30 protein-coding genes are annotated in these 26,544 nt (G+C 57.3%); 14 read left to right on the forward strand and 16 right to left on the reverse strand.

The genetic code is table 11. The annotated features are described in order from the left end of the window. Positions 1 to 135 precede the first annotated feature (135 nt). Both mlrA and RTX96_RS01555 read left to right on the forward strand, forming a co-directional pair. The gene (gene mlrA / locus RTX96_RS01550) at positions 136 to 867 is read left to right on the forward strand and encodes an HTH-type transcriptional regulator MlrA (protein ID WP_103819102.1); all 732 of its coding nucleotides are present in this window, start codon (positions 136 to 138) and stop codon (positions 865 to 867) included. A 58-nt stretch (positions 868 to 925) separates the two neighbouring features. Beyond that, a complete protein-coding gene (locus tag RTX96_RS01555; RefSeq protein ID WP_103819101.1) occupies positions 926 to 1,033 on the forward strand; it encodes a protein YohO in 108 nt (35 codons plus the stop codon). Here RTX96_RS01555 and RTX96_RS01560 read toward each other — a convergent pair. From RTX96_RS01560 to bglX, 5 genes are all read right to left on the reverse strand, one after another. Next, complete coding sequence (locus RTX96_RS01560; RefSeq protein WP_103819100.1) at positions 1,014 to 1,745, reverse strand: ABC transporter permease; 732 nt, start codon at positions 1,743 to 1,745, stop codon at positions 1,014 to 1,016. The genes RTX96_RS01555 and RTX96_RS01560 overlap by 20 nt on opposite strands. Further along, positions 1,729 to 2,676 carry an ABC transporter ATP-binding protein gene (locus tag RTX96_RS01565; RefSeq protein ID WP_312669929.1) on the reverse strand — a complete coding sequence of 316 codons (948 nt, stop codon included), beginning with the start codon at positions 2,674 to 2,676 and terminating at the stop codon, positions 1,729 to 1,731. The genes RTX96_RS01560 and RTX96_RS01565 overlap by 17 nt, the downstream gene beginning before the upstream one ends. Further along, complete coding sequence (locus RTX96_RS01570) at positions 2,673 to 3,827, reverse strand: ABC transporter permease (RefSeq protein WP_312669930.1); 1,155 nt, start codon at positions 3,825 to 3,827, stop codon at positions 2,673 to 2,675. Before RTX96_RS01570 ends, RTX96_RS01565 begins: the two co-directional genes overlap by 4 nt. Positions 3,828 to 3,848: 21 nt before the next feature. Further along, positions 3,849 to 4,766 carry an ABC transporter substrate-binding protein gene (locus tag RTX96_RS01575; RefSeq protein WP_312669931.1) on the reverse strand — a complete coding sequence of 306 codons (918 nt, stop codon included), beginning with the start codon at positions 4,764 to 4,766 and terminating at the stop codon, positions 3,849 to 3,851. Positions 4,767 to 4,864: 98 nt separating this feature from the next. After that, the gene (gene bglX, locus RTX96_RS01580) at positions 4,865 to 7,162 is read right to left on the reverse strand and encodes a beta-glucosidase BglX (RefSeq protein WP_312669932.1); all 2,298 of its coding nucleotides are present in this window, start codon (positions 7,160 to 7,162) and stop codon (positions 4,865 to 4,867) included. A gap of 186 nt (positions 7,163 to 7,348) precedes the next feature. Between bglX and dld the strand changes: the two genes are divergently transcribed. Together dld and RTX96_RS01590 are read left to right on the forward strand one after the other, a co-directional pair. Continuing rightward, positions 7,349 to 9,079 carry a D-lactate dehydrogenase gene (dld, locus tag RTX96_RS01585; protein WP_312669933.1) on the forward strand — a complete coding sequence of 577 codons (1,731 nt, stop codon included), beginning with the start codon at positions 7,349 to 7,351 and terminating at the stop codon, positions 9,077 to 9,079. Between the two features lie 14 nt (positions 9,080 to 9,093). After that, a complete protein-coding gene (locus RTX96_RS01590) occupies positions 9,094 to 9,648 on the forward strand; it encodes a GNAT family N-acetyltransferase (protein ID WP_103819095.1) in 555 nt (184 codons plus the stop codon). Positions 9,649 to 9,666: 18 nt separating this feature from the next. On the opposite strand, the gene pbpG is transcribed toward RTX96_RS01590, so the two are convergent. Beyond that, positions 9,667 to 10,614: a D-alanyl-D-alanine endopeptidase gene (gene pbpG, locus RTX96_RS01595; protein ID WP_103819094.1), complete on the reverse strand. Its 948-nt coding sequence runs from the start codon at positions 10,612 to 10,614 to the stop codon at positions 9,667 to 9,669. 153 nt (positions 10,615 to 10,767) lie between these two features. Further along, positions 10,768 to 11,355, reverse strand: coding sequence for a Yip1 family protein (locus tag RTX96_RS01600; RefSeq protein WP_103819093.1), 588 nt, complete (start codon positions 11,353 to 11,355; stop codon positions 10,768 to 10,770). Positions 11,356 to 11,518: 163 nt separating this feature from the next. On the opposite strand from RTX96_RS01600, the gene RTX96_RS01605 reads away from it, so the two are divergent. Next, complete coding sequence (locus RTX96_RS01605) at positions 11,519 to 12,097, forward strand: DedA family protein (RefSeq protein ID WP_103819092.1); 579 nt, start codon at positions 11,519 to 11,521, stop codon at positions 12,095 to 12,097. Between the two features lie 17 nt (positions 12,098 to 12,114). Here the strand turns inward: RTX96_RS01605 and RTX96_RS01610 are convergent, their stop codons facing one another. After that, positions 12,115 to 12,885 (reverse strand): SDR family oxidoreductase, encoded by a 771-nt coding sequence (locus tag RTX96_RS01610; RefSeq protein WP_103819091.1) that lies wholly within the window; start codon positions 12,883 to 12,885, stop codon positions 12,115 to 12,117. A gap of 179 nt (positions 12,886 to 13,064) precedes the next feature. Here RTX96_RS01610 and yohP point away from each other — a divergent pair, with 179 nt between their 5' ends. After that, positions 13,065 to 13,148 carry a small membrane protein YohP gene (gene yohP, locus RTX96_RS01615; RefSeq protein WP_000698460.1) on the forward strand — a complete coding sequence of 28 codons (84 nt, stop codon included), beginning with the start codon at positions 13,065 to 13,067 and terminating at the stop codon, positions 13,146 to 13,148. A gap of 102 nt (positions 13,149 to 13,250) precedes the next feature. Here yohP and mdtQ read toward each other — a convergent pair whose 3' ends face one another. Beyond that, positions 13,251 to 14,690 carry a multidrug resistance outer membrane protein MdtQ gene (gene mdtQ / locus RTX96_RS01620; protein ID WP_312669934.1) on the reverse strand — a complete coding sequence of 480 codons (1,440 nt, stop codon included), beginning with the start codon at positions 14,688 to 14,690 and terminating at the stop codon, positions 13,251 to 13,253. A 144-nt stretch (positions 14,691 to 14,834) separates the two neighbouring features. Next, positions 14,835 to 15,782, reverse strand: a complete 948-nt coding sequence (gene dusC / locus RTX96_RS01625; RefSeq protein ID WP_312669935.1) for a tRNA dihydrouridine(16) synthase DusC — start codon at positions 15,780 to 15,782, stop codon at positions 14,835 to 14,837. Between the two features lie 208 nt (positions 15,783 to 15,990). Between dusC and RTX96_RS01630 the strand changes: the two genes are divergently transcribed. From RTX96_RS01630 to sanA, 4 genes are all read left to right on the forward strand, one after another. After that, positions 15,991 to 16,389 carry a CidA/LrgA family protein gene (locus tag RTX96_RS01630; RefSeq protein WP_103819087.1) on the forward strand — a complete coding sequence of 133 codons (399 nt, stop codon included), beginning with the start codon at positions 15,991 to 15,993 and terminating at the stop codon, positions 16,387 to 16,389. Then, positions 16,386 to 17,081, forward strand: coding sequence for a CidB/LrgB family autolysis modulator (locus RTX96_RS01635; RefSeq protein ID WP_103819086.1), 696 nt, complete (start codon positions 16,386 to 16,388; stop codon positions 17,079 to 17,081). The genes RTX96_RS01630 and RTX96_RS01635 overlap by 4 nt, the downstream gene beginning before the upstream one ends. Positions 17,082 to 17,210: 129 nt before the next feature. Further along, the gene (gene cdd / locus RTX96_RS01640) at positions 17,211 to 18,098 is read left to right on the forward strand and encodes a cytidine deaminase (RefSeq protein ID WP_103819085.1); all 888 of its coding nucleotides are present in this window, start codon (positions 17,211 to 17,213) and stop codon (positions 18,096 to 18,098) included. Between the two features lie 163 nt (positions 18,099 to 18,261). Continuing rightward, positions 18,262 to 18,981 carry an outer membrane permeability protein SanA gene (sanA, locus tag RTX96_RS01645; RefSeq protein ID WP_103819084.1) on the forward strand — a complete coding sequence of 240 codons (720 nt, stop codon included), beginning with the start codon at positions 18,262 to 18,264 and terminating at the stop codon, positions 18,979 to 18,981. Positions 18,982 to 18,984: 3 nt separating this feature from the next. On the opposite strand, the gene RTX96_RS01650 is transcribed toward sanA, so the two are convergent. Continuing rightward, positions 18,985 to 20,211, reverse strand: a complete 1,227-nt coding sequence (locus tag RTX96_RS01650) for an EAL domain-containing protein (protein WP_312669936.1) — start codon at positions 20,209 to 20,211, stop codon at positions 18,985 to 18,987. A gap of 90 nt (positions 20,212 to 20,301) precedes the next feature. Continuing rightward, a complete protein-coding gene (locus RTX96_RS01655; RefSeq protein ID WP_312669937.1) occupies positions 20,302 to 20,634 on the reverse strand; it encodes an EmrE family multidrug efflux SMR transporter in 333 nt (110 codons plus the stop codon). A gap of 113 nt (positions 20,635 to 20,747) precedes the next feature. On the opposite strand from RTX96_RS01655, the gene RTX96_RS01660 reads away from it, so the two are divergent. From RTX96_RS01660 to RTX96_RS01675, 4 genes are read left to right on the forward strand one after another with little or no spacing between them, the layout of a single operon-like run. Then, entirely contained in the window at positions 20,748 to 20,945 is a 198-nt protein-coding gene (locus tag RTX96_RS01660) for a hypothetical protein (protein ID WP_103819081.1), read from the forward strand. 1 nt (position 20,946) lies between these two features. After that, positions 20,947 to 21,714: a hypothetical protein gene (locus RTX96_RS01665; RefSeq protein WP_103819080.1), complete on the forward strand. Its 768-nt coding sequence runs from the start codon at positions 20,947 to 20,949 to the stop codon at positions 21,712 to 21,714. Between the two features lie 18 nt (positions 21,715 to 21,732). Continuing rightward, positions 21,733 to 22,245, forward strand: a complete 513-nt coding sequence (locus RTX96_RS01670; RefSeq protein WP_103819079.1) for a hypothetical protein — start codon at positions 21,733 to 21,735, stop codon at positions 22,243 to 22,245. A gap of 9 nt (positions 22,246 to 22,254) precedes the next feature. Next, positions 22,255 to 22,701: a YetF domain-containing protein gene (locus RTX96_RS01675; protein WP_312669938.1), complete on the forward strand. Its 447-nt coding sequence runs from the start codon at positions 22,255 to 22,257 to the stop codon at positions 22,699 to 22,701. Between the two features lie 135 nt (positions 22,702 to 22,836). Here the strand turns inward: RTX96_RS01675 and RTX96_RS01685 are convergent, their stop codons facing one another. The 4 genes from RTX96_RS01685 to mglA form a co-directional block, all read right to left on the reverse strand. Beyond that, positions 22,837 to 23,316, reverse strand: a complete 480-nt coding sequence (locus tag RTX96_RS01685; RefSeq protein ID WP_103819077.1) for a ferritin-like domain-containing protein — start codon at positions 23,314 to 23,316, stop codon at positions 22,837 to 22,839. A 147-nt stretch (positions 23,317 to 23,463) separates the two neighbouring features. Then, positions 23,464 to 23,643 (reverse strand): general stress protein, encoded by a 180-nt coding sequence (locus tag RTX96_RS01690; protein ID WP_042389732.1) that lies wholly within the window; start codon positions 23,641 to 23,643, stop codon positions 23,464 to 23,466. A gap of 335 nt (positions 23,644 to 23,978) precedes the next feature. Continuing rightward, positions 23,979 to 24,989 carry a galactose/methyl galactoside ABC transporter permease MglC gene (gene mglC / locus RTX96_RS01695; protein ID WP_312268225.1) on the reverse strand — a complete coding sequence of 337 codons (1,011 nt, stop codon included), beginning with the start codon at positions 24,987 to 24,989 and terminating at the stop codon, positions 23,979 to 23,981. 15 nt (positions 24,990 to 25,004) lie between these two features. Beyond that, entirely contained in the window at positions 25,005 to 26,525 is a 1,521-nt protein-coding gene (gene mglA, locus RTX96_RS01700) for a galactose/methyl galactoside ABC transporter ATP-binding protein MglA (RefSeq protein ID WP_042389728.1), read from the reverse strand. Between the last annotated feature and the right edge of the window lie 19 nt (positions 26,526 to 26,544).

Consider the following 26,544-nt stretch of genomic DNA (forward strand, 5'->3'; position numbering starts at 1 on the left):
ATCGTGCTCACTATCACATAATCGCGCCGATCATTTGACGAAATTGTTACAAAGCGATCATAAAACGATCGGTCCCTTCTGATACGCTGGGCGTTGATCCTCGGACAAATGGAGTCTGCTGGCAAAGGTGAAATCATGGCGCTTTACACGATCGGTGAAGTGGCTCTGCTCTGTGATATCAATCCCGTTACGCTGCGCGCCTGGCAGCGGCGGTACGGACTACTGAAGCCGCAGCGCACGGATGGCGGGCATCGCCTATTTAACGATGCGGATATCGACCGGATCCGGGAAATAAAGCGCTGGATCGACACCGGTGTGCCGGTAAGTAAAGTCCAGGCGCTACTGCTTAACGAGTCGCTGGATGGCTCGAACGGCTGGCGCGATCAGCAGGAGGTGCTGCTTCAGCTGCTGCAAAACGGCAATATTCCCCGCCTGCGCCAGTGGTTAAAGGAGCGTGCTCGCGACTACCCTGCCGAAACGCTGACCCTTCATCTGCTGATCCCGCTTCGCCGCCGCCTGCGCTGTCAGCAGCCGACCCTGCTGGCGATGCTCAGCCTGCTTGACGGCATTCTTATCAACCATATCTCTGCCTCCCTTGCTGCATCCCGAAAGAAGCATAATAAGGATGCGCTGGTCGTGGGCTGGAACATTCACGATACCACCCGGCTATGGCTGGAGGGGTGGCGGGTGAGCGAGCAGGGCTGGCGCGTGGAGGTGCTGGCAAACTCACTGAATCAGCTGCGTCCGGATCTGTTTGAGGGCCAGACCATGATGGTGTGGTGCGGTGATGCTCCCTCCCCGTCCCAGCGTCAGCAGCTGGCGGCATGGCAGGCCGCCGGGCATGCCATCTATGCGCTCGGCATTTAATGTTTTCTTAACAGCTACGCTTCACGTTATACTTATCCGCGTACATAAGGAGCAGACCATGAACGCAGCCAAAATTTCTATTATTACCCTTTTCTTGCTGATGGCCGTGGGCGGCATCGGCGGCGTGATGCTGGCCGGCTACACCGTTATTTTGCATGCTGGCTAAGACGGCGCGCCAGCCGTTCAAAGCAGCGATCGACAATAATCGCTGCCAGCGCCACCAGTAGCGCGCCCTGCAGAACGTAGGCGGTATTAAACCCGCTCAGGCCGATGATAATCGGCGTCCCCAGCGTATTTGCCCCTACCGTTGACGCAATCGCCGCCGTGCCAATGTTAATAATGACCGAGGTCCGTACCCCGGCCAAAATCACCGGCGCCGCCAGCGGTAGCTCAACCTTGACCAGGCGCTGCCATCCGCTCAGTCCCATTCCCTCCGCCACGCTCACCACCCCACCGGGAAGCGCAGCAAAACCCGCCAGCGTTCCCTGTAAAACCGGCAGCACGCCGTAAAGGGTAAGTGCGATGATGGCTGGCTCTTTGCCGAAGCCCATCACCGGCACGGCGATCGCCAGCACCGCCACCGGTGGAAAGGTCTGTCCCACGGCGGCAATGGTCTCTACCAGCGAGCGAAACTCCAGCCCCGCCGGACGGGTCACGGCAATGCCCGCGCCGACGCCCAGCACCACGGCTATGGCACTGGAGACGCCCACCAGCCAGAAGTGGGCCAGCGTCAAGGAGATAAAGCTCTCCTGCTGATAGAGCGGTCGTGAGAGCTCCGGAAAGAGTGCGCTGAAGAGGCCGCCGCTGTAGGGCAGCGCCAGCAGCAGGGCAATAAACAGCGCGATAAGCCACACAAGCGGATCACGAATGACTTTCATGGCTGGCCTCCGCGCGCAGCAGATCCTGGAAATGGATCGCGCCGCAGGGTTCCCCCTCGGCGTTGGCGACCGGCAGCACCTCGCAGCGTCGGGCAACGAATGCCGAGAGCGCATCACGCAGGGTCATGGCGGCATTGAGCGGCTCTCCCTCTACCTGCTCGCCGGGGCGGACGTAGTCACCCACGCTGCGCAGGGAGAGCAGACGCACGCCCAGCTCGCTGCGGCCAAAGAAGGTGCGAACAAACTCATTGGCGGGCTGGGTGAGCATCTCCAGCGGCGTCCCCTGCTGCACTACCCTGCCGCCATCCATCAGCACCAGGTTGTCCGCCAGCTGCAACGCCTCGTCGATATCGTGGGTTACCAGCACAATGGTCCGCCCCAGCAGGCGATGGATGCGCTTCATCTCCTGCTGGAGCGCGCCGCGGGTGACCGGATCCAGGGCGCCGAAAGGCTCATCCATCAGCAGCACCTCTGGATCGGCCGCCAGCGCCCGCGCCACGCCAACGCGCTGCTGCTGACCGCCTGAAAGCTGGTGCGGATAACGCCCGCGCAGCTGCGGATCCAGCCCCAGCAGGGCCATCAGCTCGTCAATACGAGCGTCGATTTTGGCCCGCGGCCACTTCAGCAGTTGCGGCACGGTGGCAATGTTCTGCGCTACCGTCCAGTGGGGAAAGAGGCCGATCGACTGAATGGCATATCCCATGCGCCGCCGCAGGGCCAGCAGCGGCAGGCTGCGGATCTCCTCCCCGGCAAAGCGGATAGTGCCCGCATCGTGCTCCACCAGCCGATTGATCATCTTCAGGGTCGTAGATTTCCCCGAGCCTGAGGTGCCGATCAGCACCGAAAAAGCCCCGGTTTTGAAGTGCAGATTGAGATCGCTGACCGCGCTCTGCCCGTTAAAGATTTTGCTAACCTGCGTGAACTCGATCATGGCTGTTTTATCCTCAGCAGCGCTATCCATAAACCAAAGAGCGCGTCGACTACCACCGCCAGGGCGATTGTCGGGATCACGCCGAGCAGCACCAGATCCAGCGCGCTGCTAAGCAGCCCCTGGAAGACCAGCGCGCCGAAGCCACCCGCGCCAATCAGAGCGGCGATCACCGCCATGCCTACCGTCTGCACCGTCACCACCCGCAGGCTGCGCAGCAGCACCGGCAGGGCCAGCGGTAGACGCACCTGGAAGAAGCGCTGACGGGCGCTCATTCCCATCCCGGCGGCGCTCTCCAGCACCTCCTGTGGCACCTGGTTCAGCCCCGCCACCACCCCACGCACCAGCGGCAGCAGAGCATAGAGCACCAGGGCGATCAGCGCGGGCGTAAGCCCGGTCCCGGCGATGCCTATCTGGCCGAGCGCGGGAAAATGCGCAACCAGCCCAGCCAGCGGGGCGATCAGCAGACCAAACAGCGCCACGGAGGGCACGGTCTGGATCACGTTGAGCACGGTAAATACCGGGGCCTGCCGCGCCGGATGGCGATAGCACCACAGCCCCAGCGCGCCGCCCAGCAGCAGCGCCGGAAGCAGCGTGCCAAAGAGCAAAATCAGGTGCTGGGCCAGGGCATCGTTAAACACCTCCTGGCGGTTGGCATACTCTTTCATCAGGGAGAGGTTATTCAGCGTCCCGTAGTGCAGGAGCAGCAGCGGTATCAGCCAGATCTGAGCCTGTAGCAGCCAGCGCCAGAGCGGATTGGCGGTAAGGCGACGGATGGCGTCGCTGCAGACGAGCAGAGCCAGAGCCAGCCATAGCCAGAGGCCGCTGCCGATGGAGGTGCGCGCCAGCGTGCTGCCCGACTGGGCCAGATCGGTGGCGGCTTTGCCCGCCCCCCAAACCAGCACAATAAAGCACAGCTCCGCCAGCGCCAGCGTCGCCACCCGCGGCCAGCGCCGGGGCAGAAAGCAGAGCGCGAGAAAGAGCAGCGGTACGGGAAGCCACAGCGCGGGCGAGTGCGGCCAGATCTGCCACAGCGCCCGGCTCTCGCCGGACACCAGTCGATTTGGCGCATAGTTGACAAAAGGCAGCATCGCTGCCGCCAGGGCAATCGCCACCAGCAGCAGCACGACGCGGTTATGACAGCGTATAGACACGTTCCGGTCCTGTCGGGTGGGTTACTTCACCAGCCCTTTCTGTTTCAGGTAGTCGGCGGCAACCTTTTTGGCATCCAGCCCTTCAACGGCGATGCTGGCATTAAGCTGCTGGAGCGTTTTTTCATCCAGGCTGGCAAATACCGGTTTCAGCCACGCCTCCAGCTGCGGATAGGCCTTCAGCACTGCCTCACGCACCACCGGCGTCGGGGCATAGATCGGCTGCACGCCTTTCGGATCGCTCAGGGTTTGCAGACCAAGGGCCGCAACCGGGCCGTCGGTACCGTAGGCCATCGCCGCGTTCACGCCAGAGGTCTGCTGGGCCGCCGCTTTAATGGTGACCGCCGTATCGCCCCCGGCAAGGGAGAGGAGCTGCTTCTGATCCAGCTTAAAGTCGTAGGCTTTTTCAAACGCCGGCAGGGCATCGGTGCGTTCGATGAACTCCGCCGAGGCAGCGAGCTTAAACTCCCCGCCCTTCTTCAGATAGCCGCTGAGATCGGCCAGCGAGTTAAGCTTGTTCTTCTCCGCCAGGTCTTTGCGTACGGCAATGGTCCAGGTGTTGTTAGCCGGAGCCGGGGTCAGCCACACCAGCTTGTTCTGCTCAAAGTCGAGCTTTTTCACCTTCTCGTAGCCCTGCTGGGCGTTTTTCCACGCCGCGTCGTTCTCGTCCTTAAAGAAGAACGCGCCGTTGCCGGTATATTCCGGGTAGATATCCAGCTCGCCGGAGGTAATCGCTCCGCGCACCACCGGCGTCGTCCCCAGCTGAACCTTATTAACGGTTTTTACGCCGTGGCTCTCCAGCACCTGGAGGATAATATTGCCGAGCAGCGCCCCTTCCGTATCAATCTTCGAGCCGACTTTAACCGGCTCAGCCGCCAGCGCAGGCAGGCTCACGGCAGCCATCAGTACCAGTGAGCCCAGAGTTGTTTTTATCATTGCCATTGCACTTTCCTCATTATTGTTGAAATTGCGGATCGCTCTTACTCATCTCACAAAAAGAAGGGCCAGTAAACTGACCCTTTTGGTTATTGCTTTTCTGATTATTGCAATTCGAACTGCGCCTGCTTCACCCGGGCAGAGTCGGTACCGATAAAGACGTTAAACTTGCCTGGCTCGGCATCATATTTCATCTTCTGATTCCAGAACTTCAGCGCGTTAATATCGATTGGGAAGCTGACGGTCTGGGTCTCGCCCGGCTTGAGGTTGACCTTATCAAAGCCCTTCAGCTCCTTCACCGGACGGCTTTGGGAGGCGGTAACGTCCTGAATGTACATCTGCATCACCGTGGCCCCCTCCCGCTTGCCGGTGTTGGTCACGTCAACGCTGGCGGTAACCGTGCCGTCACGCGAGAGCGTCGGGGCGGAGAGCTTCACGTCAGAGACGCTGAAGGTGGTGTAGCTCAGGCCGTAGCCAAACGGATAGAGCGGCCCGTTAGCCTCGTCAAAGTAGCGTGAGGTGTACTTGTTCGGATGCTCGGCGTTGTACGGCCGACCGGTATTCAGGTGGCTGTAGTAGACCGGGATCTGCCCTACCGAACGCGGGAAGGAGATCGGCAGCTTGCCGGAGGGGTTGTAGTCGCCAAACAGCACGTCGGCCACGGCGTTGCCGCCCTCGGTACCGGCGAACCAGGTCTCAAGAATGGCATCCGCCTGCTGGTCCTGCTTAACCATAGCCAGCGCACGACCGTTCATCAGCACCAGTACCAGCGGCTTGCCGGTGGCTTTCAGGGCGGTGATCAGATCCTGCTGGCTCTGGGGAATGGTGATGTCGGTCCGGCTGGAGGCTTCGTGCGCCATCCCCTGGGACTCGCCCACGACCGCAACCACCACGTCAGACTCATTCGCCGCCTTGACCGCTTCGTCAATCATCGCCTGCGGCGTGCGCTCGTCAACCTGAATGGCCGGCTCGTACTGGTTAAGGAACGCAACAATATCTTTGTCGTTGGTGACGTTCGCGCCTTTAGCGTAGATCACCTTCCCTTCGCTGCCGACGGCGTTTTTAATCCCGGTCAGCACGGTCACTGACTGATCGCTCACCCCGGCGGCGGACCAGCTGCCCATCACGTCACGCTTGCTGTCGGCCAGCGGCCCCACTACGGCAACGGTGGCGGATTTTTTCAGCGGCAGCGTCTCCAGGCGGTTTTTCAACAGCACCATGCTTTCACGCGCCACTTCCCGGGCCTCTTTACGGTGCAGACGGCTCTCGGCGTTGGTGTCCTGCGGATCGCTCTCTTTCGGGCCAAGATGGCTATAGGGATCGTTAAACAGCCCCATATCATATTTGACGTTCAGCACGTGACGGGTGGCGTCATCCAGTTCGGCCATCGTGACCTTACCGCTCTTGATCAGCCCCGGCAGGTACTTGCTGTAGTACTCATCAGCCATGCTCATGTCAACGCCGGACTTGATTGCCACGCGCACTGCATCCTCGGGATCCGCCGCCGTGCCGTGCTTAATCAGCTCTTTAATTGCCCCATGATCGGAGATGGTGATGCCTTTAAATTTCCAGTCGCCGCGCAGGAGATCCTTCAGCAGCCAGGCGTCAGAGGAGGCTGGCGTCCCGTTGAGCGAGTTAAGGGCAATCATCACCCCGCCGCTGCCCGCGTCGAGGGCGGCTTTGTAGGGCGGCATATAGTCGTTGAACAGGCGCTGCGGGCTCATGTCGACGGTGTTGTACTCTTTCCCGCCTTCCACAGCACCGTAAGCGGCAAAGTGTTTCACGCTGGTCATCACCGAGTAGCGATCCGCCGGGCTGTTACCCTGCATCGCTTCAACCATCGTTTTACCCATCATCGCGGTAAGGTAGGTATCCTCCCCGAAGCCCTCGGAGCCACGGCCCCAGCGCGGATCGCGCGTGACGTCGACCATTGGAGCCCAGGTCATGTTCAGGCCGTCATCCGCCGCTTCATAGGCGGAAACGCGACCGACGGTTTTTACTGCGTCAAGATCGAAGGAGGAGGCCAGGCCCAGGCTGATAGGGAAAACAGTACGCTGACCGTGCACCACGTCGAAGGCGAAGAAGAGAGGGATCTTCAGGCGGCTAAGCTGCATCGCCTGGTCCTGCATCGCACGGATATCCTGGCGGGTCACGGTGTTGAAAATTGCCCCCACCTGGCTGGCTTTGATCATATCGCGGATAGCCTCTTTCGGGTTATCCGGTCCGACGCTGATCAGGCGGAGCTGGCCAATTTTTTCGTCGACCGTCATTTTTTTGAGCAAATCCGTGACGTATGCATCCCGCGCCTGCGGCGTCAGGGGATGGTTAGCGGACGTATCCTCTGCCAGCGCGGGTTGCAGCGCCAATCCTACGGCGACACCTACTGAACATAGCCATTTCATGTCGTTCACTCTCTTGTGTTAACAGCCGACTCAGCGGCCTGATCGTGCGAAAAAATGCAGTGTGCCATAATCGTAGCGCGCCTTGCAGGGTTATTCTCTTATTTTTCTGGCAATTAGTTCGTCGGGATAGTTTTTCCCGCGCTATGCTTTATCAGATGATTCTGGCCCTGCCACAAGGAGTGGAAAATGTCTGCTGTGCCCCTACAAAATAACACCCTCTTTCTCAGCGAACTTGCCCGGCTGGTAGGCCACGCGCAATTGCTTACCGATCCGGCCAAAACCGCCCGCTACCGCAAAGGCTTCCGCTCCGGCGAGGGCAAGGCGCTGGCCGTGGTATTCCCCGAGTCGCTGCTACAGCTTTGGCATGTGCTCAATCTCTGCGTGCGTGCCGATAAGATCATTTTAATGCAGGCGGCGAATACCGGCTTGACCGAAGGCTCGACGCCAAGCGGCAACGACTACGATCGTGACATTGTGATTATCAGCACCCTGCGTCTCGATCAGCTTCAGCTGATTGATGAAGGCAAGCAGGTGCTGGCCTACCCTGGCACCACCCTCTATGCGCTGGAGAAAGCCCTCAAGCCGCTGGGCCGGGAGCCGCACTCGGTGATTGGCTCCTCATGCATCGGGGCGTCGGTGATTGGCGGCGTGTGCAATAACTCCGGCGGCTCGCTGGTACAGCGCGGCCCGGCCTACACCGAGATGTCGCTCTTTGCGCGCATTGACGAGCAGGGTCAGCTGCGGCTGGTGAACCACTTAGGGATTGACCTCGGCGAGACGCCGGAGCAGATCCTCAGCAAGCTTGATGACCGACGCATAACCGACGCCGACGTGCGCCACGACGGCCGTCACGCCCATGACAGCGATTACGTGGAGCGGGTGCGCGATATCGCGGCCGACACCCCTGCGCGCTATAACGCCGATCCGGATCGCCTGTTTGAGTCCTCCGGCTGCGCGGGCAAGCTGGCGGTCTTTGCCGTGCGCCTCGATACCTTTGCCGCCGCCAAGCGCCAGCAGGTGTTCTATATCGGCACCAATCAGCCGGCGGTACTGACGGAGATCCGCCGTCATATGCTGGCCAATTTTGATAACCTGCCGGTGGCAGCGGAGTATATGCATCGGGATATCTACGATATCGCCGAGCGCTACGGCAAAGATACCTTCCTGATGATCGACAAGCTCGGTACTGACAAGATGCCGCTGCTCTTCACCCTCAAGGGGCGTGCCGACGCCATGCTGGAGAAGGTGACGCTGTTTAAGCCCCACTTTACCGATCGCCTGATGCAGCGCGTAGGCAGCGTCTTCCCGGGGCATCTGCCGCCACGGATGAAAAGCTGGCGCAACAAGTATGAGCACCACCTGCTGCTGAAGATGGCCGGAGACGGCATCGCCGAAGCGCAAAGCTGGCTGAAGGAGTACTTCACCGAGGCCGAAGGCGGTTTCTTCGCCTGCACCACCGAGGAGGGTAATAAAGCCTTTCTGCACCGCTTTGCCGCAGCGGGAGCGGCGATCCGCTATCAGGCCGTGCATGCCGATGAGGTAGAGGAGATCCTGGCTCTGGATATCGCCCTGCGGCGTAACGACACCGAGTGGTTTGAAACGCTGCCGGAAGAGATCGCCAGCAAACTGACGCATAAGCTTTACTATGGCCACTTTTTCTGTCACGTTTTCCATCAGGACTACATCGTCAAGCGAGGCGTTGATGTCCATGAGCTAAAAGAGCAGATGCTGGCGCTGCTGCACGAGCGCGGCGCGCAGTATCCGGCTGAACATAACGTCGGGCATCTGTATGAAGCGGCGGAGAGCCTGAAACGCAACTATCGCGAGCTCGATCCCACTAACAGTATGAATCCCGGCATTGGCAAAACCAGTAAGCGGAAGTACTGGGGCGAAGGCGCTGACCAGCCCCGGTCGTAAAGGAGTACAGCGCGATGTCTGCTGTTGATGTTTTAGCCATAACCGACGTTGAAGTCCGCGATGCCCGGCCGGACGACGTACACGCTATCTCAGCGATCTATGCCTGGCATGTTCTGCATGGCCGCGCCTCCTTTGAGGAGGTGCCCCCTACCATCGACGAGATGCGTCAGCGCATCGCGAAAATTACCGGCGAAGGCCTGCCGTGGCTGGTGGCGCTCTATCGCGGCATCATCGTGGGCTACTGCTACGCGGGACACTATCGCCCGCGCCACGCCTATCGCTATACCCTTGAATGCTCTATCTACATTGAGTCCACCCTGACCGGGCGGCAGATCGGCAGCACGCTGATGCAGGCCCTGCTCGCCCGCTGTGAAGAGGGCCCGTGGCGGCAGATGGTGGCGGTGATTGGCGACGGCCATCAAAATGAAGGCTCTCTGCGCCTGCATAAAAGCCACGGCTTTGAAGTGGTGGGACAGCTGCGCAGCGTTGGCTACAAGAAGGGCGACTGGCGGGATACGCTGATTATGCAGCGCCCGCTCAACGATGGAGACTGGACGCTGCCGGAGTAGTCAATTAACAGCAGTTAATTAATCATTCTGCGCGGTTTGCGCCGCGCTGCCGGTGGCGTTGATCGCCATCTGGGCCGCCTTCTGGCGCTTATAGCTCAGCGCCGATGCGGGCACGGGCTGGACCTTACCGGTCTCAATCCAGGTACGCAGGCGGCTGGCGTCGGCGAAATGGGTATATTTGCCAAAGGCGTCCATCACCACCAGCGCTACCGGTTTGTTATTGATCACCGTACGCATCACCAGGCAGTGCCCGGCGGCATTGGTGAAGCCGGTTTTGGTCAGCTGTATATTCCAGTTGTCGCGATAGACCAGGTGGTTGGTATTGCGAAACGGCAGGGTGTAGGCCGGACTGGAGAAGGTCGCCATCTCTTCCCGGGTGGTGCTGAGCTGGCCGATGAGCGGATACTGCTTGCTGGCAATCAGCAGCTTCGTGAGATCGCGCGCGGTAGAGACGTTATGGATCGACAGCCCGGTCGGCTCCACAAAGTGGGTATGCACCATGCCCAGGGATTTTGCTTTCGCATTCATCGCCCGAATAAACGCATCGTAGCCGCCCGGGTAGTGGTGGGCTAAGCTTGCGGCGGCGCGGTTCTCTGAAGACATCAGCGCCAGCAGCAGCATATTCTTACGGCTAATTTCACTGTTCAAGCGTACGCGAGAGTAGATGCCGCGCATCTCTGGCGTCTGGCTGATGTCGACTTTCAGACGTTCATCCAGCGGCAGGTGGGCATCCAGCACCACCATCGCCGTCATCAGCTTGGTGATAGAGGCAATCGGTCGCACCAGATCCGGATGGCTGGCATAGATCACTTTGTTGGTTTGCAGGTCGACAATCATCGCGCTGCCGGAGGCGATCTCTGGCTGGGCAGCGGAGGTAGCAGCAACGGTTTTGGCCAACGCCTGAGGAGCGACGGGGACGGCCAGCAGCAGAGCAAGGCTTAACAGGGAAACTCGAAATTTCAGCATGGTGAGACTTCTGGTGATTATTCACGCGCGTGTGACGCACACCGCCTTTGCCGGTAGAAAAAAGCAAAAGCTGGCCAACGCATGATAGCTGCCATCATGCGTTGTCGCCAGAGAAGATTGTTTGCTGAACGTTACGCGCAGATCGCGTCAGGTTCAGAACAGGCGGTAGCCGTAACCCCAGAGTATCACCGTCAGCGCCAGCAGTACTTCCAGCACCAGCACGCCAATCGCCAGCGTCGAACTAGAGAAGCTCAGCCCCTCCTCCTGATTAATGTTCAGGAAGGTCGGAATGCCGACGTAGAGCAGATAGCCGGTATAGAACAGCGCCACCGTTCCCACCAGCGCGCAGAGCCAGACCAGCGGATAGAGCGCGACCAGCCCGCTCAGGAAGAGCGGCGTTGCGACATAGCCAGCAAAGACCATGCAGCGCGCCAGCGACGGCCGCTGGGGAATATTACGCGCCATCCAGTAGATAACCCGTCCCATCACCGCCACGCCAGCCAGCATCAGGCCATAGAAGAGAATGCCGAGTAACAATGCCGTGGAGAGCGACAGCCTTGAGAAAACACCTTCGCCAAAATGCCAGCCAAGCTGGGTGGTACCTATGAATGCGGAGACAACCGGGATCGCCGCCATCAGCAGAACGTGGTGGGTATAGTGATGCGAAATCGTTTCGTTTTCGCCTCGGATCACTTTCATTTCACGATCGGGATGGGACAGGAGTCCCCAGACATGGTTCATAACGCCCCCTTGCTGTCAGCCCTGATGATAACGTCTTTAGTATAATGCAAATGCTGATTATTTTTTGTGCAAAGAAACGCTCTCTGCCACGTCGCATCCTTGCTAACGCTCTTCTGACGCTATGCTTAAGTCATATTTTCACTCTGGAGAAAGCATAACTCGCATGGATATCAACAGCCTGATTGCGCACTACGGTTACGCCGCGCTCGTCGTGGGCAGCGTGGCAGAAGGTGAAACGATTACCCTCCTCGGCGGTGTGGCAGCACATCAGGGCCTGCTGCGCTTCTGGCTGGTAGTCGCAGCGGTGGCATTAGGGGGAATGATTGGCGATCAGCTGCTCTTTCTGCTTGGCCGCCGCCTGGGGGATCGCGTATTGGGCCACTTCTCACGCCATCAGGATAAGATCGATCGCGCCCAGCGCTTAATCAAAAAACGGCCCTGGCTGTTTGTGATTGGCACCCGCTTTATGTACGGTTTTCGCATCATCGGCCCGCTGCTGATTGGCTCCAGCGGCCTGTCACCGCGGATCTTTATTCCGCTCAATATCATTGGCGCGCTTGTCTGGGCGCTGATCTTTACTACCCTCGGCTATGTAGGCGGCGAGGTGGTGGGCCCGTGGCTGCACACCCTGGACCAGCACCTGAAGCACTGGGTATGGCTGATCCTGGCAGTTGTCCTCGCTTTTGTTCTGCGGGCGGTAATCAAACGCTGGCTGGCAAAAAACAGAGAGACGGGAGAGTAACCCCTCCCGTCTGCGGCTTACTGGGGCTTGAACTGTGGATTGGCCAGCATAAAGCCGCCGTCAACGATAAACGACTGGCCGGTGGTGTAGCTGGCGTCCCCAGAGCTGAGCCAGCCCACCAGGCTGGCAATCTCCTGGGTTCTGCCGGGCCGGGTCAGGGGAATAGTCGGCAGCGAGCCTTCCTGCACATCGTCATCCTTCATGTCGTTCATTGGGGTGGCGATTGCCCCAGGCGCAACCGAGTTGACGAGGATTTTGTGTTGCACCAGCTCCATCGCCATTGACTTGGTCAGGCCGCCAAGAGCGTGCTTGGCGGCGGTGTAGGCGCTGGCTTCCGGCAGCGGGGTGTGCTCATGTACCGAGGTGATATTGATAATGCGCCCACCCTCGCCCTGCTCCACCATCTTCCTGGCAGCGATCTGCGCGCATAAGAACGCGCCGTCAACGTCAACGGTAAAGACGGTACGCCAGTCTTTGAACTCCATCTCCAGAAACGGGGCTTTGCTCATCGCCCCGGCGTTATTCACCAGTACGTCGATACGCCCAAACTTGTCGATCAGCGTCTGGATCGCCTGCGCACCCTCGGGCAGGTTACTCAGATCGAGCTGCACGGTTTCGGCCCGGCGGCCAAATGAGGCAACGGTCTCAGCAACCGCTTTCGCCCCCTCCTCGTCCGAGTGCCAGGTGATACCAATGTCAAACCCCTGCTGCGCCAACACTAACGCGCACTGCTTACCGATACCTGAATCTGACGCCGTGACGATGGCAACCTTGTTTGTCGTGCCCATAAGAACCTCCGCAAAAAGAAGTGATAGGGGGAGAACGCGAAAAGCTGAACAGTAAGTATAGAGAGTTCCCGACTATCGCAAGGCGGCAGGCCATTTTCTGCTTCGGCCAGGCAAAACGGGAGATAATTGCCTATGCTTTCAGAGGTATCAGCAAGACGTCACAACAAAAGGACAGGACGATGAAAATTTTACTTTGGGCTATTTTGATTATTTTTCTGATTGGGCTGTTGGTGGTAACCGGCGTGTTTAAGATGATTTTCTAAGATGTTCGAATGAACATGGCCCCCGCAAGGGGGCAAAGTTTAGCACGCCGGGTAACGCCCGGTGGCGCTGCGCTTACCGGGCCTACAGGAAAAACACACTTATCACACCTGATGATACCCCCCGCCCAGCGCGGAGGTGAGCTGCAGAGTGGCATCCAGCCACTGGCCGTGCAGGGTAATACCGTTAATCTCCTCCTGAAGCAGCGGCAGACGGCTCTGGCTGACCCGCATGCCGGGAATAATCCCTACCTTAAAACGTGCTTCGGCTAACGCAACGATCCGTCCGGCATCCTGCTCGATCTGCTTCTGACGTTGGTTTTCGTCCGCCAGGGTCGCAACCTGCACCGCCGCCTTCTCTACCTCGTTAACCGCATCGACTACCGCCTTGTTGTAGCTGGCGATAGAGAGGTTATGCTCCTCTTCAGCGACGTTCAGGCTGGCATTCAGCCGCCCGCTGTCAAAGATCGGCAGCGTCAGCCCGCCGGTAACGCCCATCTGCTGGGCAGAGTGGCGAAAAAGATCGCTCAGGTGCAGGGCGTCCTGCTGCAAAAACGCCATCAGATTAAGATCCGGGTAGAAAGCCGCCTTTGCTGCCTCCACGCTGCTGAGTGAGGACTCAATGTACCAGTGCGCCGCCTGGAGATCCGGACGGCGGGCCAGCAGATCGTAACCGAGCTGCGCAGGCATCTTGCCCTCCACCTTCGGCAGCCCGATGGGCTGCAGATGCAGCGTGGCTGCGCTGCTGTTCGTTAATGCCATCAGGCGGGCTTCAATGACCCGCATTTTACCCCTGGCCTCGCTCTGCTGCTGACGGGTTTTCCCTTCGTCGATGCTGTTCTCCGCGTCCGCCACCGAGGAGGTAATGCCCGCCTGATGGAGCTGACCATCGGCGGCAACTATCGTCTGCTGGTCACGCTCGATCTCATCCAGCACCTGACTGATGGCCGCCTCGGTCTGCCACTGCCAGTAAAGGCGCGCCACGCTGATGGCCAGCAGCTGACGCGTCTGCTGACGTTCCGCTTCATGGGCGCGTACGTTGCCAATGCGGGCGGCCACCTCGTCACGGTTTTTCCCCCACAGGTCCAGATCCCAGCCAGCGGTAAGCCCGAAGGTGCCGTTGGTATACCAGGGACCCGTGGTTCCGGCGGCAGGATCGGTTATGGCAAAGGGTCCCATCAGCCCCTCGGCAGACATGCGCTGCCGCTCTACGTCGGCAGAGAAATCGACCTCGGGGCCATCGTTGGCGGCGACGCGCTGGGCCTGCGCTTCGGCAAGGTGAATACGCTGCTCTGCAACCTGCATATCCGGGGCGTGAGCCAGAGCGCGCTCAATCAGGGCGTTAAGCTGCGGATCGTGGTACGCCTGCCACCACTGGCTCTGCGGCCAGCCCGCAGCCAGTGCCGGAGGTAAGCTATGGGTAGCCGCCGCGGCCGGGGCCTGTTCTTTCAGGAGGACGACGCTGTCATGCATCGGCGCGCACCCGCTAAGAAGGGATACCAGCGGGAAGCACGCCGCAGCGGCGAGGATAAAGGGACGATTCATAGACACGCTCTGTCAAACCAGGGCGTTGCAGAGTACACACACTTTTACCCTGTTTTTTAGGTAAGCGTGGCAAAACACAGCCAGTCATAAAAAGACACAGCTGGAAAAATATTCACCTTATCAATGATATAAAAGAAAGCATTGTCACCGAATATGTTTAGCGGCCGCTTCGATGGCGATGGCAATCTCCGCCGACCGCTTCAGCGTACGGATCTGGCTAAACAGGCCGTCGGCTTCGGCATACTCCTTACGTAAGTAGCCCAGCCACTGCTTTATACGCGCCACGTGATACATCCCCGTATCACCCTGCTTCTCAAGCTGGCTGTAGTGCTGGAGCAGGCCGACTACCTCCGGCCAGGGCATGCGCGGCGCGTTGTATTTGATCACCCGGCTGAGGTTAGGCACGTTCAGCGCGCCCCGGCCAATCATCACCGCATCGCAGCCGGTCGCCGCCAGGCAATCCTGCGCGCTCTGCCAGTCCCAGATCTCGCCGTTAGCAATCACCGGAATAGTCAACCGCCTACGGATCTCACCGATCGCCTGCCAGTTAATACGATCCGCCTTATAGCCATCCTCTTTCGTGCGGCCATGCACCACCAGCTCCGTGGCCCCCGCCTGCTGCACCGCGTCGGCAATCTCAAACTGTCGCGCGCCGCTGTCCCAGCCGAGGCGTATCTTAACGGTGACGGGCAGCGAGGCGGGCACGGCTTCGCGCATCGCCTTCGCGCCGCGGTAGATGAGCTCAGGGTCTTTGAGCAGCGTGGCCCCGCCCCCGCTGCCGTTTACCAGCTTTGACGGGCAGCCGCAGTTGAGATCGACCCCGAACGAGCCCAGCTCCACGGCGCGGGCGGCGTTCTCCGCCAGCCACTGCGGGTACTGACCCAGCAGCTGGATCCGCACCGGGGTACCGTTCAGCGTGCGGCTCTGGCGATGCAGCTCCGGGCAGATCTTATAGAATGATTTTACCGGCAGTAGCTGATCGACCACGCGTAAAAATTCAGTGATGCAGAGATCGTAATCATTTACCCCGGTCAGCAGCTCGCGCACCAGCGAATCGAGCACGCCTTCCATCGGTGCCAGTAATACACGCATAACGTTACCCGTCTGAAAAGAGGCGCGTATGGTAGCGTCTCTGGCTCATGGGTGAAAGGGGCTTTATCGCGCGGTTTACGCCTAATCTTGTAGGAATGTCTGACGTTCCATTCAGGAATATTTGGTATGCTCACAATTCATGATGTGATCGATAGCACAGTTATCGAATCAATTGTATGATGAATGCGTTTCATCAGAGGCTTTCACCATGTCTAAATCGTTGACCGTTGTCTGGCAGTATGTTCGCGCTTTTGTGCTGATCTATGCCTGCCTGTATGCCGGGATCGCTATCTCTTCCCTGCTGCCCATCACTATCCCTGGCAGCATTATCGGTATGTTGATCATGTTCGTTCTGCTGGCACTGCAAATTCTGCCGGCGAAATGGGTTAACCCCGGTTGCTACGTGCTGATCCGCTACATGGCGCTGCTGTTTGTCCCCATTGGCGTCGGCGTGATGCAGTACTACGACGTGCTGCGGGCGCAGTTTGGACCGGTGGTGGTCTCCTGCGCGATCAGCACGCTTATCGTCTTCCTGGTGGTGAGCTGGAGCTCGCATCTGGTGCACGGCGAGCGCAAGGTGACGAGTAAGAAAGGAGCAAAATCGTGATGGAAAATATCTGGTGGTCGCTGCCGCTAACGCTGGCGGTCTTCTTTGCGGCCCGCAAGCTGGCGGCGCGTTTTAAGATGCCGCTGCTCAATCCGCTGCTGGTAGCGATGGTAGTGTTGATCCCCTTCCTGCTACTGACCGGCATTCCCTACGCGCGTTATTTTGCCGGGAGTAAAATCCTTAACGATCTGCTTCAGCCCGCCGTGGTAGCGCTGGCCTACCCGCTCTATGAGCAGCTGCATCAGATCCGCGCCCGCTGGAAATCGATCATCTCCATCTGCTTTATCGGCAGCGTGGTCGCGATGGTCACCGGCACCACTATTGCGCTGCTGATGGGCGCCTCGCCGGAGATCGCTGCCTCGGTACTGCCAAAATCAGTCACTACCCCGATTGCGATGGCGGTAGGCGGCAGCATCGGCGGCATTCCGGCCATCAGCGCGGTCTGCGTAATCTTTGTCGGCATCCTTGGGGCAGTATTTGGTCATACCCTGCTCAATCTGATGCGTATTCGTACCAAAGCGGCACGCGGGCTGGCGATGGGCACCGCTTCTCACGCCCTGGGCACGGCACGCTGCGCGGAGCTGGATTATCAGGAGGGCGCATTCAGTTCACTGGCGCTGGTGATCTGCGGGATTATCACCTCCCTGATGGCACCCCTGCTCTTCCCACTGATCCTGACGCTAGTGGGCTAAAATTTGCGATGCGTCGCGCATTTTTAATTTGAATTTCATAAGTTGCATACACAGTGTGATGTGAATCACATATTAAGCGCCTTCTGCTCTTTACACTAGGCTCCCATTACACTGCTATGAGGCAACGCCATGCATTCACGTTTTCACTCGGCTTTCGCTAACCTTGCGGCGGATCTGCAATCCGCTCTGGCACCTATTCTTGCGGACGATCATTTTCCCGCCATGCTGAGCGCGGAGCAGGTGAAGGTGCTGACAAGCGCCACGGGGCTGGATGAAGACGCGCTGGCCTTTGCGCTCTTACCGCTGGCCGCCGCCTGCGCCCGGGCCGATCTCTCGCATTTTAACGTGGGCGCCATCGCCCGTGGCGTGAGCGGCACATGGTACTTCGGCGGCAATATGGAGTTTCTTGGCTCCACCATGCAGCAGACCGTCCACGCCGAGCAGAGCGCCATTAGCCACGCCTGGCTGCGGGGCGAAACGTCCCTGGTCGCTATCACCGTTAACTACACCCCCTGCGGCCACTGCCGGCAGTTTATGAACGAGCTGAACAGCGGCCTCGATCTGCGTATCGCCCTCCCGGGCCGCGCGCCGCATACCCTGGCGGACTACCTGCCCGACGCCTTTGGTCCCAAAGACCTCGAGATTAATACCCTACTGATGGATGACGAGAACCACGGTTTCCCGTTAGAGGGCGAAGCGCTGGTCAAGGCGGCCATCACCGCCGCCAACCAGAGCCATGCGCCCTATAGCAACGCCCCCTCCGGCGTCGCCATCGAGCTGAGCAACGGGCAAATTTTCGCCGGGCGCTATGCAGAAAATGCGGCTTTCAACCCGTCCCTGCCGCCGTTACAGGGCGCGCTAAATCTACTGAGCCTGAATGGCTACGATTATCCGGATATGCGCCGGGCCGTGCTGGCCGAACGCCCGGATGCCGCCCTGACCCAGTGGGATGCCACTTCCGCCACCCTGCGAGCGCTGGGCTGTCGCTACGTTGAGCGTGTGGCGCTCTCAGCCTGACCGACGGCGGGCCATGCGCCTGCCGTCGATCCGTTAATGCTTAACGGGTAACACAATGAAAATGTTGTGATGAAAATCGCCGCAGTTGAATCGCAGATTCTTGCGCTTCCTCTGCGGGTAAAGTAGCCTGAATGAAATTTCATCCCTGTACCGAGCTATCTGCATGTTAAAGCGTTTGTTATACAGCCTGTTAGTCATCATCGGCTTGCTGCTGTTAACCGCGCTTGGCCTTGACCGCTGGATAAGCTGGAAAACCTCACCGTGGATCTATGATGACCTGCAGGATCTGCCCTATCGCCAGGTAGGTGTGGTGCTGGGGACCGCCAAGTACTACCGTACCGGGGTGATCAATCAGTACTATCGCTACCGCATTCAGGGGGCGCTCAACGCCTATAACAGCGGCAAGGTGAACTACCTGCTGTTGAGCGGGGATAATGCCCTGCAGAGCTATAACGAGCCGGTGACCATGCGCAAAGATCTGATTGCTGCCGGGGTGGATCCCCAGGATATCGTGCTCGACTACGCGGGTTTTCGTACCCTCGACTCCATCGTGCGCACGCGTAAGGTTTTCGACGCCAACGACTTTATAATCATTACCCAGCGCTTCCACTGCGAGCGTGCCCTGTTTATCGCCCTGCACCGGGGCATTCAGGCCCAGTGCTACGCCGTGCCTTCGCCGAAAGATATGCTCACCGTGCGGGTGCGGGAATTTGGCGCACGTCTTGGCGCGCTGGCGGATCTCTATATCTTTAAACGCGAACCGCGCTTCCTTGGCCCGCTGCTGCCCATCTCTTCGCTACAGGATGTGCCGGACGATGCCCAGGGCTACCCCGCCGTCACGCCGGAGCAGCTGATGGATATCCAACCGAAAGCGAAAAAGTAAGCCTCAGAAGGCGATGTTGTCTGCCCAGGCGGTGGCGCGTTTCATGATCTCTATTACCGCTTCAGGCGCCAGACCGAGGCATTTTGCCACGGCGTTAACCTCATCCCACCGCTGCTGTTCATAGAGACGGGCCAGATCCAGGAACGGATAGAGCACGCCAGCATTCTCGGTCAGAGCCTGCGTAACCCGCTCGGAGAGGGCGATCTGCTTAACCAGATCCTCCAGCGCGATGCCAAGAATAGCGTCCAGCAGTGAAAACAGACCGCAGAAGAAGGCGTCATGAGAGAGCGCCTCTCGTCCCGCCGCTTTGGCAAGCAGCTCGCAGAACATCCCTCTTACCAGGCTCATATGGTACAGCTCGGTCGTTTTCACGTTGGCGATGCTGGTCAGGCAGGAGATCGAGACAAAGCGACGCAGCTCGTTAAAGCCAAGATAGAGCAGCGTATCCTTGAGGGTGCTGTTTTTTACCATCTCAATGCCGCGCGTGTTATAGACCACATTGCGGGCGTAGCGCATCAGGGTATAGGAGAGGCTGATGTCGCTCTTGAGATAGTTTTCGATTTTCGTCAGATCCGGATTTTGAGCGTTGACCTCGGCAATAAGCTGGATCTGCAACACCTTATTTTGCGATAGCCGTTTGTTTTGCAGCACCTCTGGCTTGCTATAGAAGTATCCCTGAAAAAGGTCGAAGCCAAACGCCCGGTATTGATCGAACTCTTCCTGAGTTTCAACCTTTTCCGCCAGCAGCGTAACCTTGCCCAGCCGGTCGCGGTTTTGCGTAATATAGTCAGCTATCTCAGCAAAGCTCTGGGCCTGGATATCGAACTTAATAATGCTGATGTAGGGAAAAAAGCGCTCCCACTCGCTTTTCAGGGCGAAGTCATCAAGGGCGATTTGAAACCCACCCGCATAGAGGCGACGCACGGCGGCCAGCAGTTCGTTATTCGGCGTAGCCGTCTCAAGGATCTCAATGACAACCTTGTCATGAGGAAGCGCATCGGCAAAGCCCTGCACGATCATCTCGCCGGGAAAGTTGATATAGCAGGCGTGCTTGCCCACCAGCGACGGCAGCGGCGTAGAGAAGAAGAGATCGGAGATAATTTGTTTTGTCGCATACTCAGACGAGACGTCTGGAAACCGGTTGGTTAACCCGTCACGAAACAGCAGCTCCCAGCCAACGGTCGCCATGTTTTTATCAAAAATGGGTTGTCTCGCAACAAATGAGTACATACTCCTCTCCTTGGCATATGTCAGCGGCAAAATTTAACTATAGCTAAAACCATCCTGAGATCGAGCGTTCCGGCTGCTCTAGCTCACACTTTAGTGCGCAACGCTTTTAGAAAAGAGGTTGATCACCAGTACGCCAGCACAAATCAGCGCCATTCCGCCGATGGCAGGCAGGTCCAGCTTCTGGCCGCTAAAGATCCATCCCGCGGCGCTAATCAGTACGATACCCACCCCGGACCAGATGGCATAGGCAATGCCGGTAGGAATGTACTGTATCGTCTGGGACAGAAACCAGAACGCTAGCGCATAGCAGCCCAGCGTTGCCGCCGTCGGCCACAGTTTCGTGAACCCCTCCGAGTAGCGCATCAGCGTTGTACCTATTACTTCTGCCACTATTGCGATCCCCAGATGAACATAAGCGTGCATGAACTCTCCCCTTTTGATTGATTTTGTAAAATATGCCACTTGCCGTTACATATCGCCACTTCTTAACCTCCCCCGCAGGGCATCTATACTGTTACTGACACAGGAGGTTATTAATTGTGAGAATTCTACGCTATCTATTCACCAGTCCGGAAAAGCTGCTTCAGGTAACCGATCACCGCAACGTTCAGGAATCTATCGATGACGGCGAGCGGATCATTATTGATGAGGACGGCAGGGCGCGGGTTAACGTACGCAGCCAGGCCGTAAAAGAGGATTTTATCCGCCATGTTGATGCACTAAAGAGGGCATAAGATGGCGACAGCAATATTTATGGTATTGATGGTTTCCGGCTACTGGTATACCAGCCGCGATCTCTCTACCCGCTTTAAACTACGCCGCTCCTTTGGCTGGGACGTCTACTTTTTGGTAGCCCTTTACGGCTGCATCTTTATGCTCCAGGGCATTATCGCCACCGCCCTGCTGTGGCTGTTGCTGCTGCTGTCATCTATGGGCATGGATGCGCTGCCGCAGTGGTTTGGTACAGAAGACCACCGTCTGCAGGTGGCCTTCATGAACTGGAGCTTTCTTGGCATTCAGGCTCCGGTGGTGATCATGCTCGCCTTTGCCATACTGTTCTGCCTCTACCGCTCTAACTGGGCAGGCAGCGCCCGTCTCGACAGCAACGGTCGTCGCCAGCTATATAAGTTTCTGACGCGGGGCAACGGCGTCGAGGGGTTGCTCTACCAGTGTATGGAAACAGGCCAGCTGGCGTGGATCACTCTTAAGTCGCAGCGGGTCTACATTGGCATGATCCACGGCGCTACGCTTGACGATACCGAAGTGAGAAATATTGAGCTGATCCCCATGCTGAGCGGTCATCGGGACCGTCACTCCCACCAGCTCAATATTGAGAACAACTACAGTGCCTGGTATGCCAAGCACAATATCAACCTCGATACCGAGCCGCAGTCGGCGCTGGATTTCCGCAAGGTGATCCTGCTCGATGAGGTAGAGAGCCTGTCGCTGTTCGATCCGGCGCAGGTCATGGCGATGGGTATTAAAGAAGAGCCGCAGGCATAATCTCAACAGGAAAGCGCTATGCATAAAACGTCCCCGCCCGATCGGAATCCGCCACCGGTGCGGGAGAAACACGTCTGGTTAAGCTTTGAAGCCAATGTCCGCCGCATCGGCTTCTTTGTGCTGCTGTTCATCGTGCTGGCCGCCCTGAGCGGCCTCTTCTCCCGGGGTCACTTTAGCCACGTTGAACGCAGCAGCGCCGACAATACGCTAACGGTAAGCTACGAGCGGTTCAACCGCCAGCAGAGCGATGTGGATATGAAGATAGTTGCTAAAGCAGCCGGCGGCGAGACGCTAACCGTGACGCTGGGCGGGGAGTTTATGCGGGCATTTAAGATCGATACCCTTCAGCCGCAGCCGGATAAAACCTGGAGCCAGGGCCAAAATCTGATACTGGAGTATGGGCACAGCAGCCTGCTCTCCGGGGAAACGATCTGGCTGGGGCTACTTCCACAGCAGCCAGGCAGCAGCACAAGTACCGTTACCATTAACAACGGCCCGGCCCTCTCTTTCTGGCAGTTTACTTACCCTTAGGAGCGCAATATGGAAATGGTACTCAGAGCATTAGCCATCTACCTGGTGTTGATGGTGGTGTTTAAGATTGCCGGACGGCGGGCGCTTATGCAGATGACCTCGTTCGATCTGATCCTGCTGCTGATTATCAGCGAGGCGACGCAGCAGGCGCTGTTGGGCAACGATTTTTCCGTTACCGGCGCGGCGCTAACCATTATTACGCTGGTGGTGGTGGATATGCTGTTTGGCTACCTGAAGCGGTATCTGCCGGGCGTTGAAGCAACCATTGATGGTACGCCGGTGATCCTTGTTGAAAACGGCAGGCTGCTGGAGAAGAAAATGAAGCAGGCTGATATCTCCTATGACGATATTATGGCTTTTGCCCGCAACGGCCAGGGGATTGATAAGCTAGCCGATATCAAGTACGCCATTCTGGAGCAGAACGGCCATATCTCTATCATTCCCACAAGCAAATAAAAAACCGGCCAGCATGGCTGACCGGTTCTCTTCAGGCCTGAGCTACTTCTTCTCAGGCTTTTTGTCACCTGACTCTGGCGACTCAGAGGGATCGTCTTTTTCAACATTGACAAAGTAAGTACGCATAGTGCCTCCTTATTTTTGGCCTTCGGCAATGCCGGTCAGCTTCACGTCGGTCTGTTTCTCTTCGTTCAGCGTCTCTTCCAGCAGTTTAGCCGCCTCTTTGTAGCCCAGCTTCAGGGCCAGGGTGCGCAGCGTACCGTAGGAAGCAATCTCATAGTGCTCAACCTTTTGCGCCGCACCAATCAGGCCCTCGTCGCGCAGCTCACCGGCTTCAACGGAGTCAATAATCTCCTGCGCCTCTTCTACCAGCCCCTCAAGGGCGTGGCACTTCATGCGACGGATACGCAGACCCTCTGTCACTTCGACAATCTGGTCAATACGTTCGATCTGTCCGCGGGTCTCTTCCAGGTGCGTTTCAAAAGCAGTAACCAGCTTTTCGGAGGTTGCCGCACGAGCTAATTTAGGCAAGGCGCGAGCAATCTGTTTTTCGGCGCTGTATATGTCTGACAGTTCATGAATAAATAGATCTTCAAGGGTTTTTACTGCTGGCATAATTAATTCCTCTTTATCTCGCCGGAATAGATCCTTAATAAGGGATTGTGGCAATCCTGTAAATCTAATTACAGGATTGCCACCGACAGTCAATACATATTTATTTAATTGGTTTTTAATTAACTAAATAATATATGTGTGCTACGGTCAGGATGAACGACCGCCGCTGTGACTGTTTTGACCGCCTTTCTTACCTGCTTCAGATGCGCGCTGCGGGTCGTTTTTGAAGTTCCCGCCGCTCTGCTGCCCACCTTTACGGCCTGCTTCAGATGCACGCTGTTTATCTTCTGCAAAGTTTCCTGAACCGCCACGATGTTGTTGGGCCATAATATACTCCTTCCACATACAGTTTTGGTTAAAAATAGAGGGAAGTCATTCCCCCGTCAGGCATGTTTAACTGTAGTCATAATTCCCCCGGGTTCAAGTCAAAAACTCAAGGAAATATCAACAGCGAAGCATACCAGGAGTATTCTGAGCGCTATATATTTTTCTTATAACGACAAATCAAGCAGATAGGCGAATATATTTTTTAAGCGAAGCGGCAGATATATTATTGGCTGAAAATATTACAAAATATGTCTTATTACCATGAAACTGAGCAACGAAGCGGTAACGAAAAAGCCCGCCGAAGCGGCGGGCCTGATAACTGGGCTAAAAAGTGGTTATTTTTTACGCGCGTACTTCAGCGAGTCCAGCGCGACGGCGAAGATGATAATGCCGCCCTTGATAATGTACTGCCAGTACGGGTTAACGCCGATATAGGTGAGGCCGTAGTTGATAACGGTAAAGATAATGACCCCGGTCACTACCCCGAGCACGGTACCCACGCCGCCGCTGAAGGAGACCCCACCCACTACGCAGGCGGCGATAGCATCCAGCTCATACATAAAGCCGAGGTTGTTGGTTGCCGAGCCGATACGACCCGCTTCCAGCATGCCGCCAAAGGCATAGAAGACGCCGGACAGGGCATAGATCATCAGCAGGTTCAGCGCCACGTTCACGCCAGAGACCTTGGCCGCTTCCGGGTTACCACCGATAGCGAAGATATTTTTACCGAAGCGCGTCTTGTTCCACAGGATCCAGACAAAGGCCACGGCGATTAGCGCGTAGAAGGTAATATATGAGAGACGGAAGCTGCCCAGCGCAACGAACCCCTGGGTAAAGGTCGAGAAGCCGCTGTCGAAGCCGGAGATCGGCGATGCGCCCACGAAGTCATAGTAGAGGGAGTTGATACCGTAGACGATGATCATCGTACCTAACGTAGTGATAAACGGCGTCACGTTCAGGTAGGCAATGATAATCCCGTTTACCAGGCCAATAACCGCGCCAATGACGCAGACGATACCGATAACCGCGATAATCGGCATGGTGGCCATCTCAGGGAACACCTTGTTGGCGTTCTCCATCGACTGGAGCAGCGTCGCCGCCACCACCGCCGCCAGACCAACCTGACGGCCGGCGGAGAGGTCGGTCCCCTGGGTAACGATCAGCCCCGCCACGCCTAGCGCAATGATAATACGCACCGAGGACTGGGTGAGAATGTTACTGAGGTTAAGCAGGCTCAGGAACGTGGGATCCTGGAAGATAATAATGGCCAGCAACACCAAAAGAACGACGTACAGACCGCCCTCTTTCAGGTAAGTGAGAAAACTCTTTTTATTTAGCGCACTCATGAGAAGCCCCTGATCTTAAAGGTGCAAAGACGCAAGACGTAAAATTTCGTTTTGCGTTGTCGTTTTAGTGTCAACAATTCCGGCAACGAGGCCATTGCTCATAACCAAAATACGGTCGGTGATACCTAACAGCTCCGGCATTTCAGAGGAGATGATAATGATCCCCTTCTCTTTCTTCGCCAGTTCAGCGATCAGCTGGTAGATCTCAAATTTTGCCCCTACGTCGATACCGCGCGTAGGCTCATCCAGCATCAGGATCTCCGGCTGGGTCAGCAGCCAGCGGCCGATAATCACCTTCTGCTGGTTGCCGCCGGAGAGGGAGCCGATCTGCGTGCGGTGGCCCGGGGTTTTTACGCGCATGGAGTCAATCACCCACTGGGTGTCGCTTTTCATGCGGCTGTTATCCAGCAGGCCAACTTTGTTTTTGTAGTTCTGGATATTAGAGATGAGGGAGTTAAAGCCGATATCCAGATAGGCGTAGATCCCCGTTGAGCGGCGCTCTTCGGTCACCAGCGCAAAGCCGTTATTGATCGCTTCGTGGGCGGTGTGGTTATTGATGGTTTTACCGTGCAGGGTGATGGTGCCGCCTGATTTTTCGCGGATGCCAAACAGCGTCTCGACGATATCGGTACGCTTCGCCCCTACCAGCCCGGCGATGCCGAGAATTTCACCCTTGTGCAGGTCGAAGGAGACGTCGCGAATCGAAGGCTGGCGCAGGGAGGTCAGGTTGCGCACCTCCATGATCACTTCACCCGGCTTGTTCTGCTTGTCCGGGAAGCGCTGGTTGAGCGAACGACCCACCATCATGGCGATGATTTTGTCCATATCCAGCCCTTCCAGCGGCTGGGTAGCGATCCACTGACCGTCGCGCAGGATGGTGATTTCGTCACACAGCTGGAAGATCTCTTCCATCTTGTGCGAGATATAGACGATACCGCAGCCACGCTCTTTCAGCTTGCGGATAATTTTAAACAGATGGTTGACCTCTTTTTCGGTCAGCGAAGAGGTCGGCTCATCCATAATGACGATCTTGGCATCGTAGGAGAACGCCTTCGCAATTTCGATCATCTGCATTTGCGAAACGGAGAGGGTCCCCACGCGGGCACGTGGATCGATATCAATATCCAGCTCGTCGAAAATCGCCTTTGTATCGCGGTACATTTTATCCTGATCGACAAACACACCTTTGGTGGGGTAACGCCCCAGCCACATGTTGTCCATCACCGACCGCTGCAGCACCAGGTTAAGCTCCTGATGCACCATAGATATCCCGTTTTCCAACGCCTCTTTGGTCGAATGAAAATCGATCTCTTTACCCTGGAATAGAATGCTGCCGGAATCTTTTTGATAGATCCCAAAAAGGCATTTTAATAACGTTGACTTCCCTGCGCCGTTTTCACCCATCAGGGCGTGAATGGAGTGCGGGCGCACTTTTAAATTAACGTTATCGAGTGCCTTAACGCCGGGAAATGACTTGTTGATGCCGCTCATTTCCAACAAGAATTCACCTGACGACTGAGTAGTATCGCTGACCATAATTATACCTTGTTGGCCT

Origin of the sequence: Pseudescherichia sp. (assembly GCF_032052675.1) — a bacterium.
Taxonomy (GTDB): Bacteria; Pseudomonadota; Gammaproteobacteria; order Enterobacterales; family Enterobacteriaceae; genus Pseudescherichia.

Bases quoted from the DNA above. Each gene is read 5' to 3' on its own strand.
- mlrA (WP_103819102.1), top strand. From the start codon at position 136: ATGGCGCTTTACACGATCGGTGAAGTGGCTCTGCTCTGTGATATCAAT.
- RTX96_RS01555 (WP_103819101.1), top strand. From the start codon at position 926: ATGAACGCAGCCAAAATTTCTATTATTACCCTTTTCTTGCTGATGGCC.
- RTX96_RS01560 (WP_103819100.1), bottom strand. From the start codon at position 1,745: ATGAAAGTCATTCGTGATCCGCTTGTGTGGCTTATCGCGCTGTTTATT.
- RTX96_RS01565 (WP_312669929.1), bottom strand. From the start codon at position 2,676: ATGATCGAGTTCACGCAGGTTAGCAAAATCTTTAACGGGCAGAGCGCG.
- RTX96_RS01575 (WP_312669931.1), bottom strand. From the start codon at position 4,766: ATGGCAATGATAAAAACAACTCTGGGCTCACTGGTACTGATGGCTGCC.
- bglX (WP_312669932.1), bottom strand. From the start codon at position 7,162: ATGAAATGGCTATGTTCAGTAGGTGTCGCCGTAGGATTGGCGCTGCAA.
- dld (WP_312669933.1), top strand. From the start codon at position 7,349: ATGTCTGCTGTGCCCCTACAAAATAACACCCTCTTTCTCAGCGAACTT.
- RTX96_RS01590 (WP_103819095.1), top strand. From the start codon at position 9,094: ATGTCTGCTGTTGATGTTTTAGCCATAACCGACGTTGAAGTCCGCGAT.
- pbpG (WP_103819094.1), bottom strand. From the start codon at position 10,614: ATGCTGAAATTTCGAGTTTCCCTGTTAAGCCTTGCTCTGCTGCTGGCC.
- RTX96_RS01600 (WP_103819093.1), bottom strand. From the start codon at position 11,355: ATGAACCATGTCTGGGGACTCCTGTCCCATCCCGATCGTGAAATGAAA.
- RTX96_RS01605 (WP_103819092.1), top strand. From the start codon at position 11,519: ATGGATATCAACAGCCTGATTGCGCACTACGGTTACGCCGCGCTCGTC.
- RTX96_RS01610 (WP_103819091.1), bottom strand. From the start codon at position 12,885: ATGGGCACGACAAACAAGGTTGCCATCGTCACGGCGTCAGATTCAGGT.
- yohP (WP_000698460.1), top strand. From the start codon at position 13,065: ATGAAAATTTTACTTTGGGCTATTTTGATTATTTTTCTGATTGGGCTG.
- mdtQ (WP_312669934.1), bottom strand. From the start codon at position 14,690: ATGAATCGTCCCTTTATCCTCGCCGCTGCGGCGTGCTTCCCGCTGGTA.
- dusC (WP_312669935.1), bottom strand. From the start codon at position 15,782: ATGCGTGTATTACTGGCACCGATGGAAGGCGTGCTCGATTCGCTGGTG.
- RTX96_RS01630 (WP_103819087.1), top strand. From the start codon at position 15,991: ATGTCTAAATCGTTGACCGTTGTCTGGCAGTATGTTCGCGCTTTTGTG.
- cdd (WP_103819085.1), top strand. From the start codon at position 17,211: ATGCATTCACGTTTTCACTCGGCTTTCGCTAACCTTGCGGCGGATCTG.
- sanA (WP_103819084.1), top strand. From the start codon at position 18,262: ATGTTAAAGCGTTTGTTATACAGCCTGTTAGTCATCATCGGCTTGCTG.
- RTX96_RS01650 (WP_312669936.1), bottom strand. From the start codon at position 20,211: ATGTACTCATTTGTTGCGAGACAACCCATTTTTGATAAAAACATGGCG.
- RTX96_RS01655 (WP_312669937.1), bottom strand. From the start codon at position 20,634: ATGCACGCTTATGTTCATCTGGGGATCGCAATAGTGGCAGAAGTAATA.
- RTX96_RS01665 (WP_103819080.1), top strand. From the start codon at position 20,947: ATGGCGACAGCAATATTTATGGTATTGATGGTTTCCGGCTACTGGTAT.
- RTX96_RS01670 (WP_103819079.1), top strand. From the start codon at position 21,733: ATGCATAAAACGTCCCCGCCCGATCGGAATCCGCCACCGGTGCGGGAG.
- RTX96_RS01675 (WP_312669938.1), top strand. From the start codon at position 22,255: ATGGAAATGGTACTCAGAGCATTAGCCATCTACCTGGTGTTGATGGTG.
- RTX96_RS01685 (WP_103819077.1), bottom strand. From the start codon at position 23,316: ATGCCAGCAGTAAAAACCCTTGAAGATCTATTTATTCATGAACTGTCA.
- RTX96_RS01690 (WP_042389732.1), bottom strand. From the start codon at position 23,643: ATGGCCCAACAACATCGTGGCGGTTCAGGAAACTTTGCAGAAGATAAA.
- mglC (WP_312268225.1), bottom strand. From the start codon at position 24,989: ATGAGTGCGCTAAATAAAAAGAGTTTTCTCACTTACCTGAAAGAGGGC.
- mglA (WP_042389728.1), bottom strand. From the start codon at position 26,525: ATGGTCAGCGATACTACTCAGTCGTCAGGTGAATTCTTGTTGGAAATG.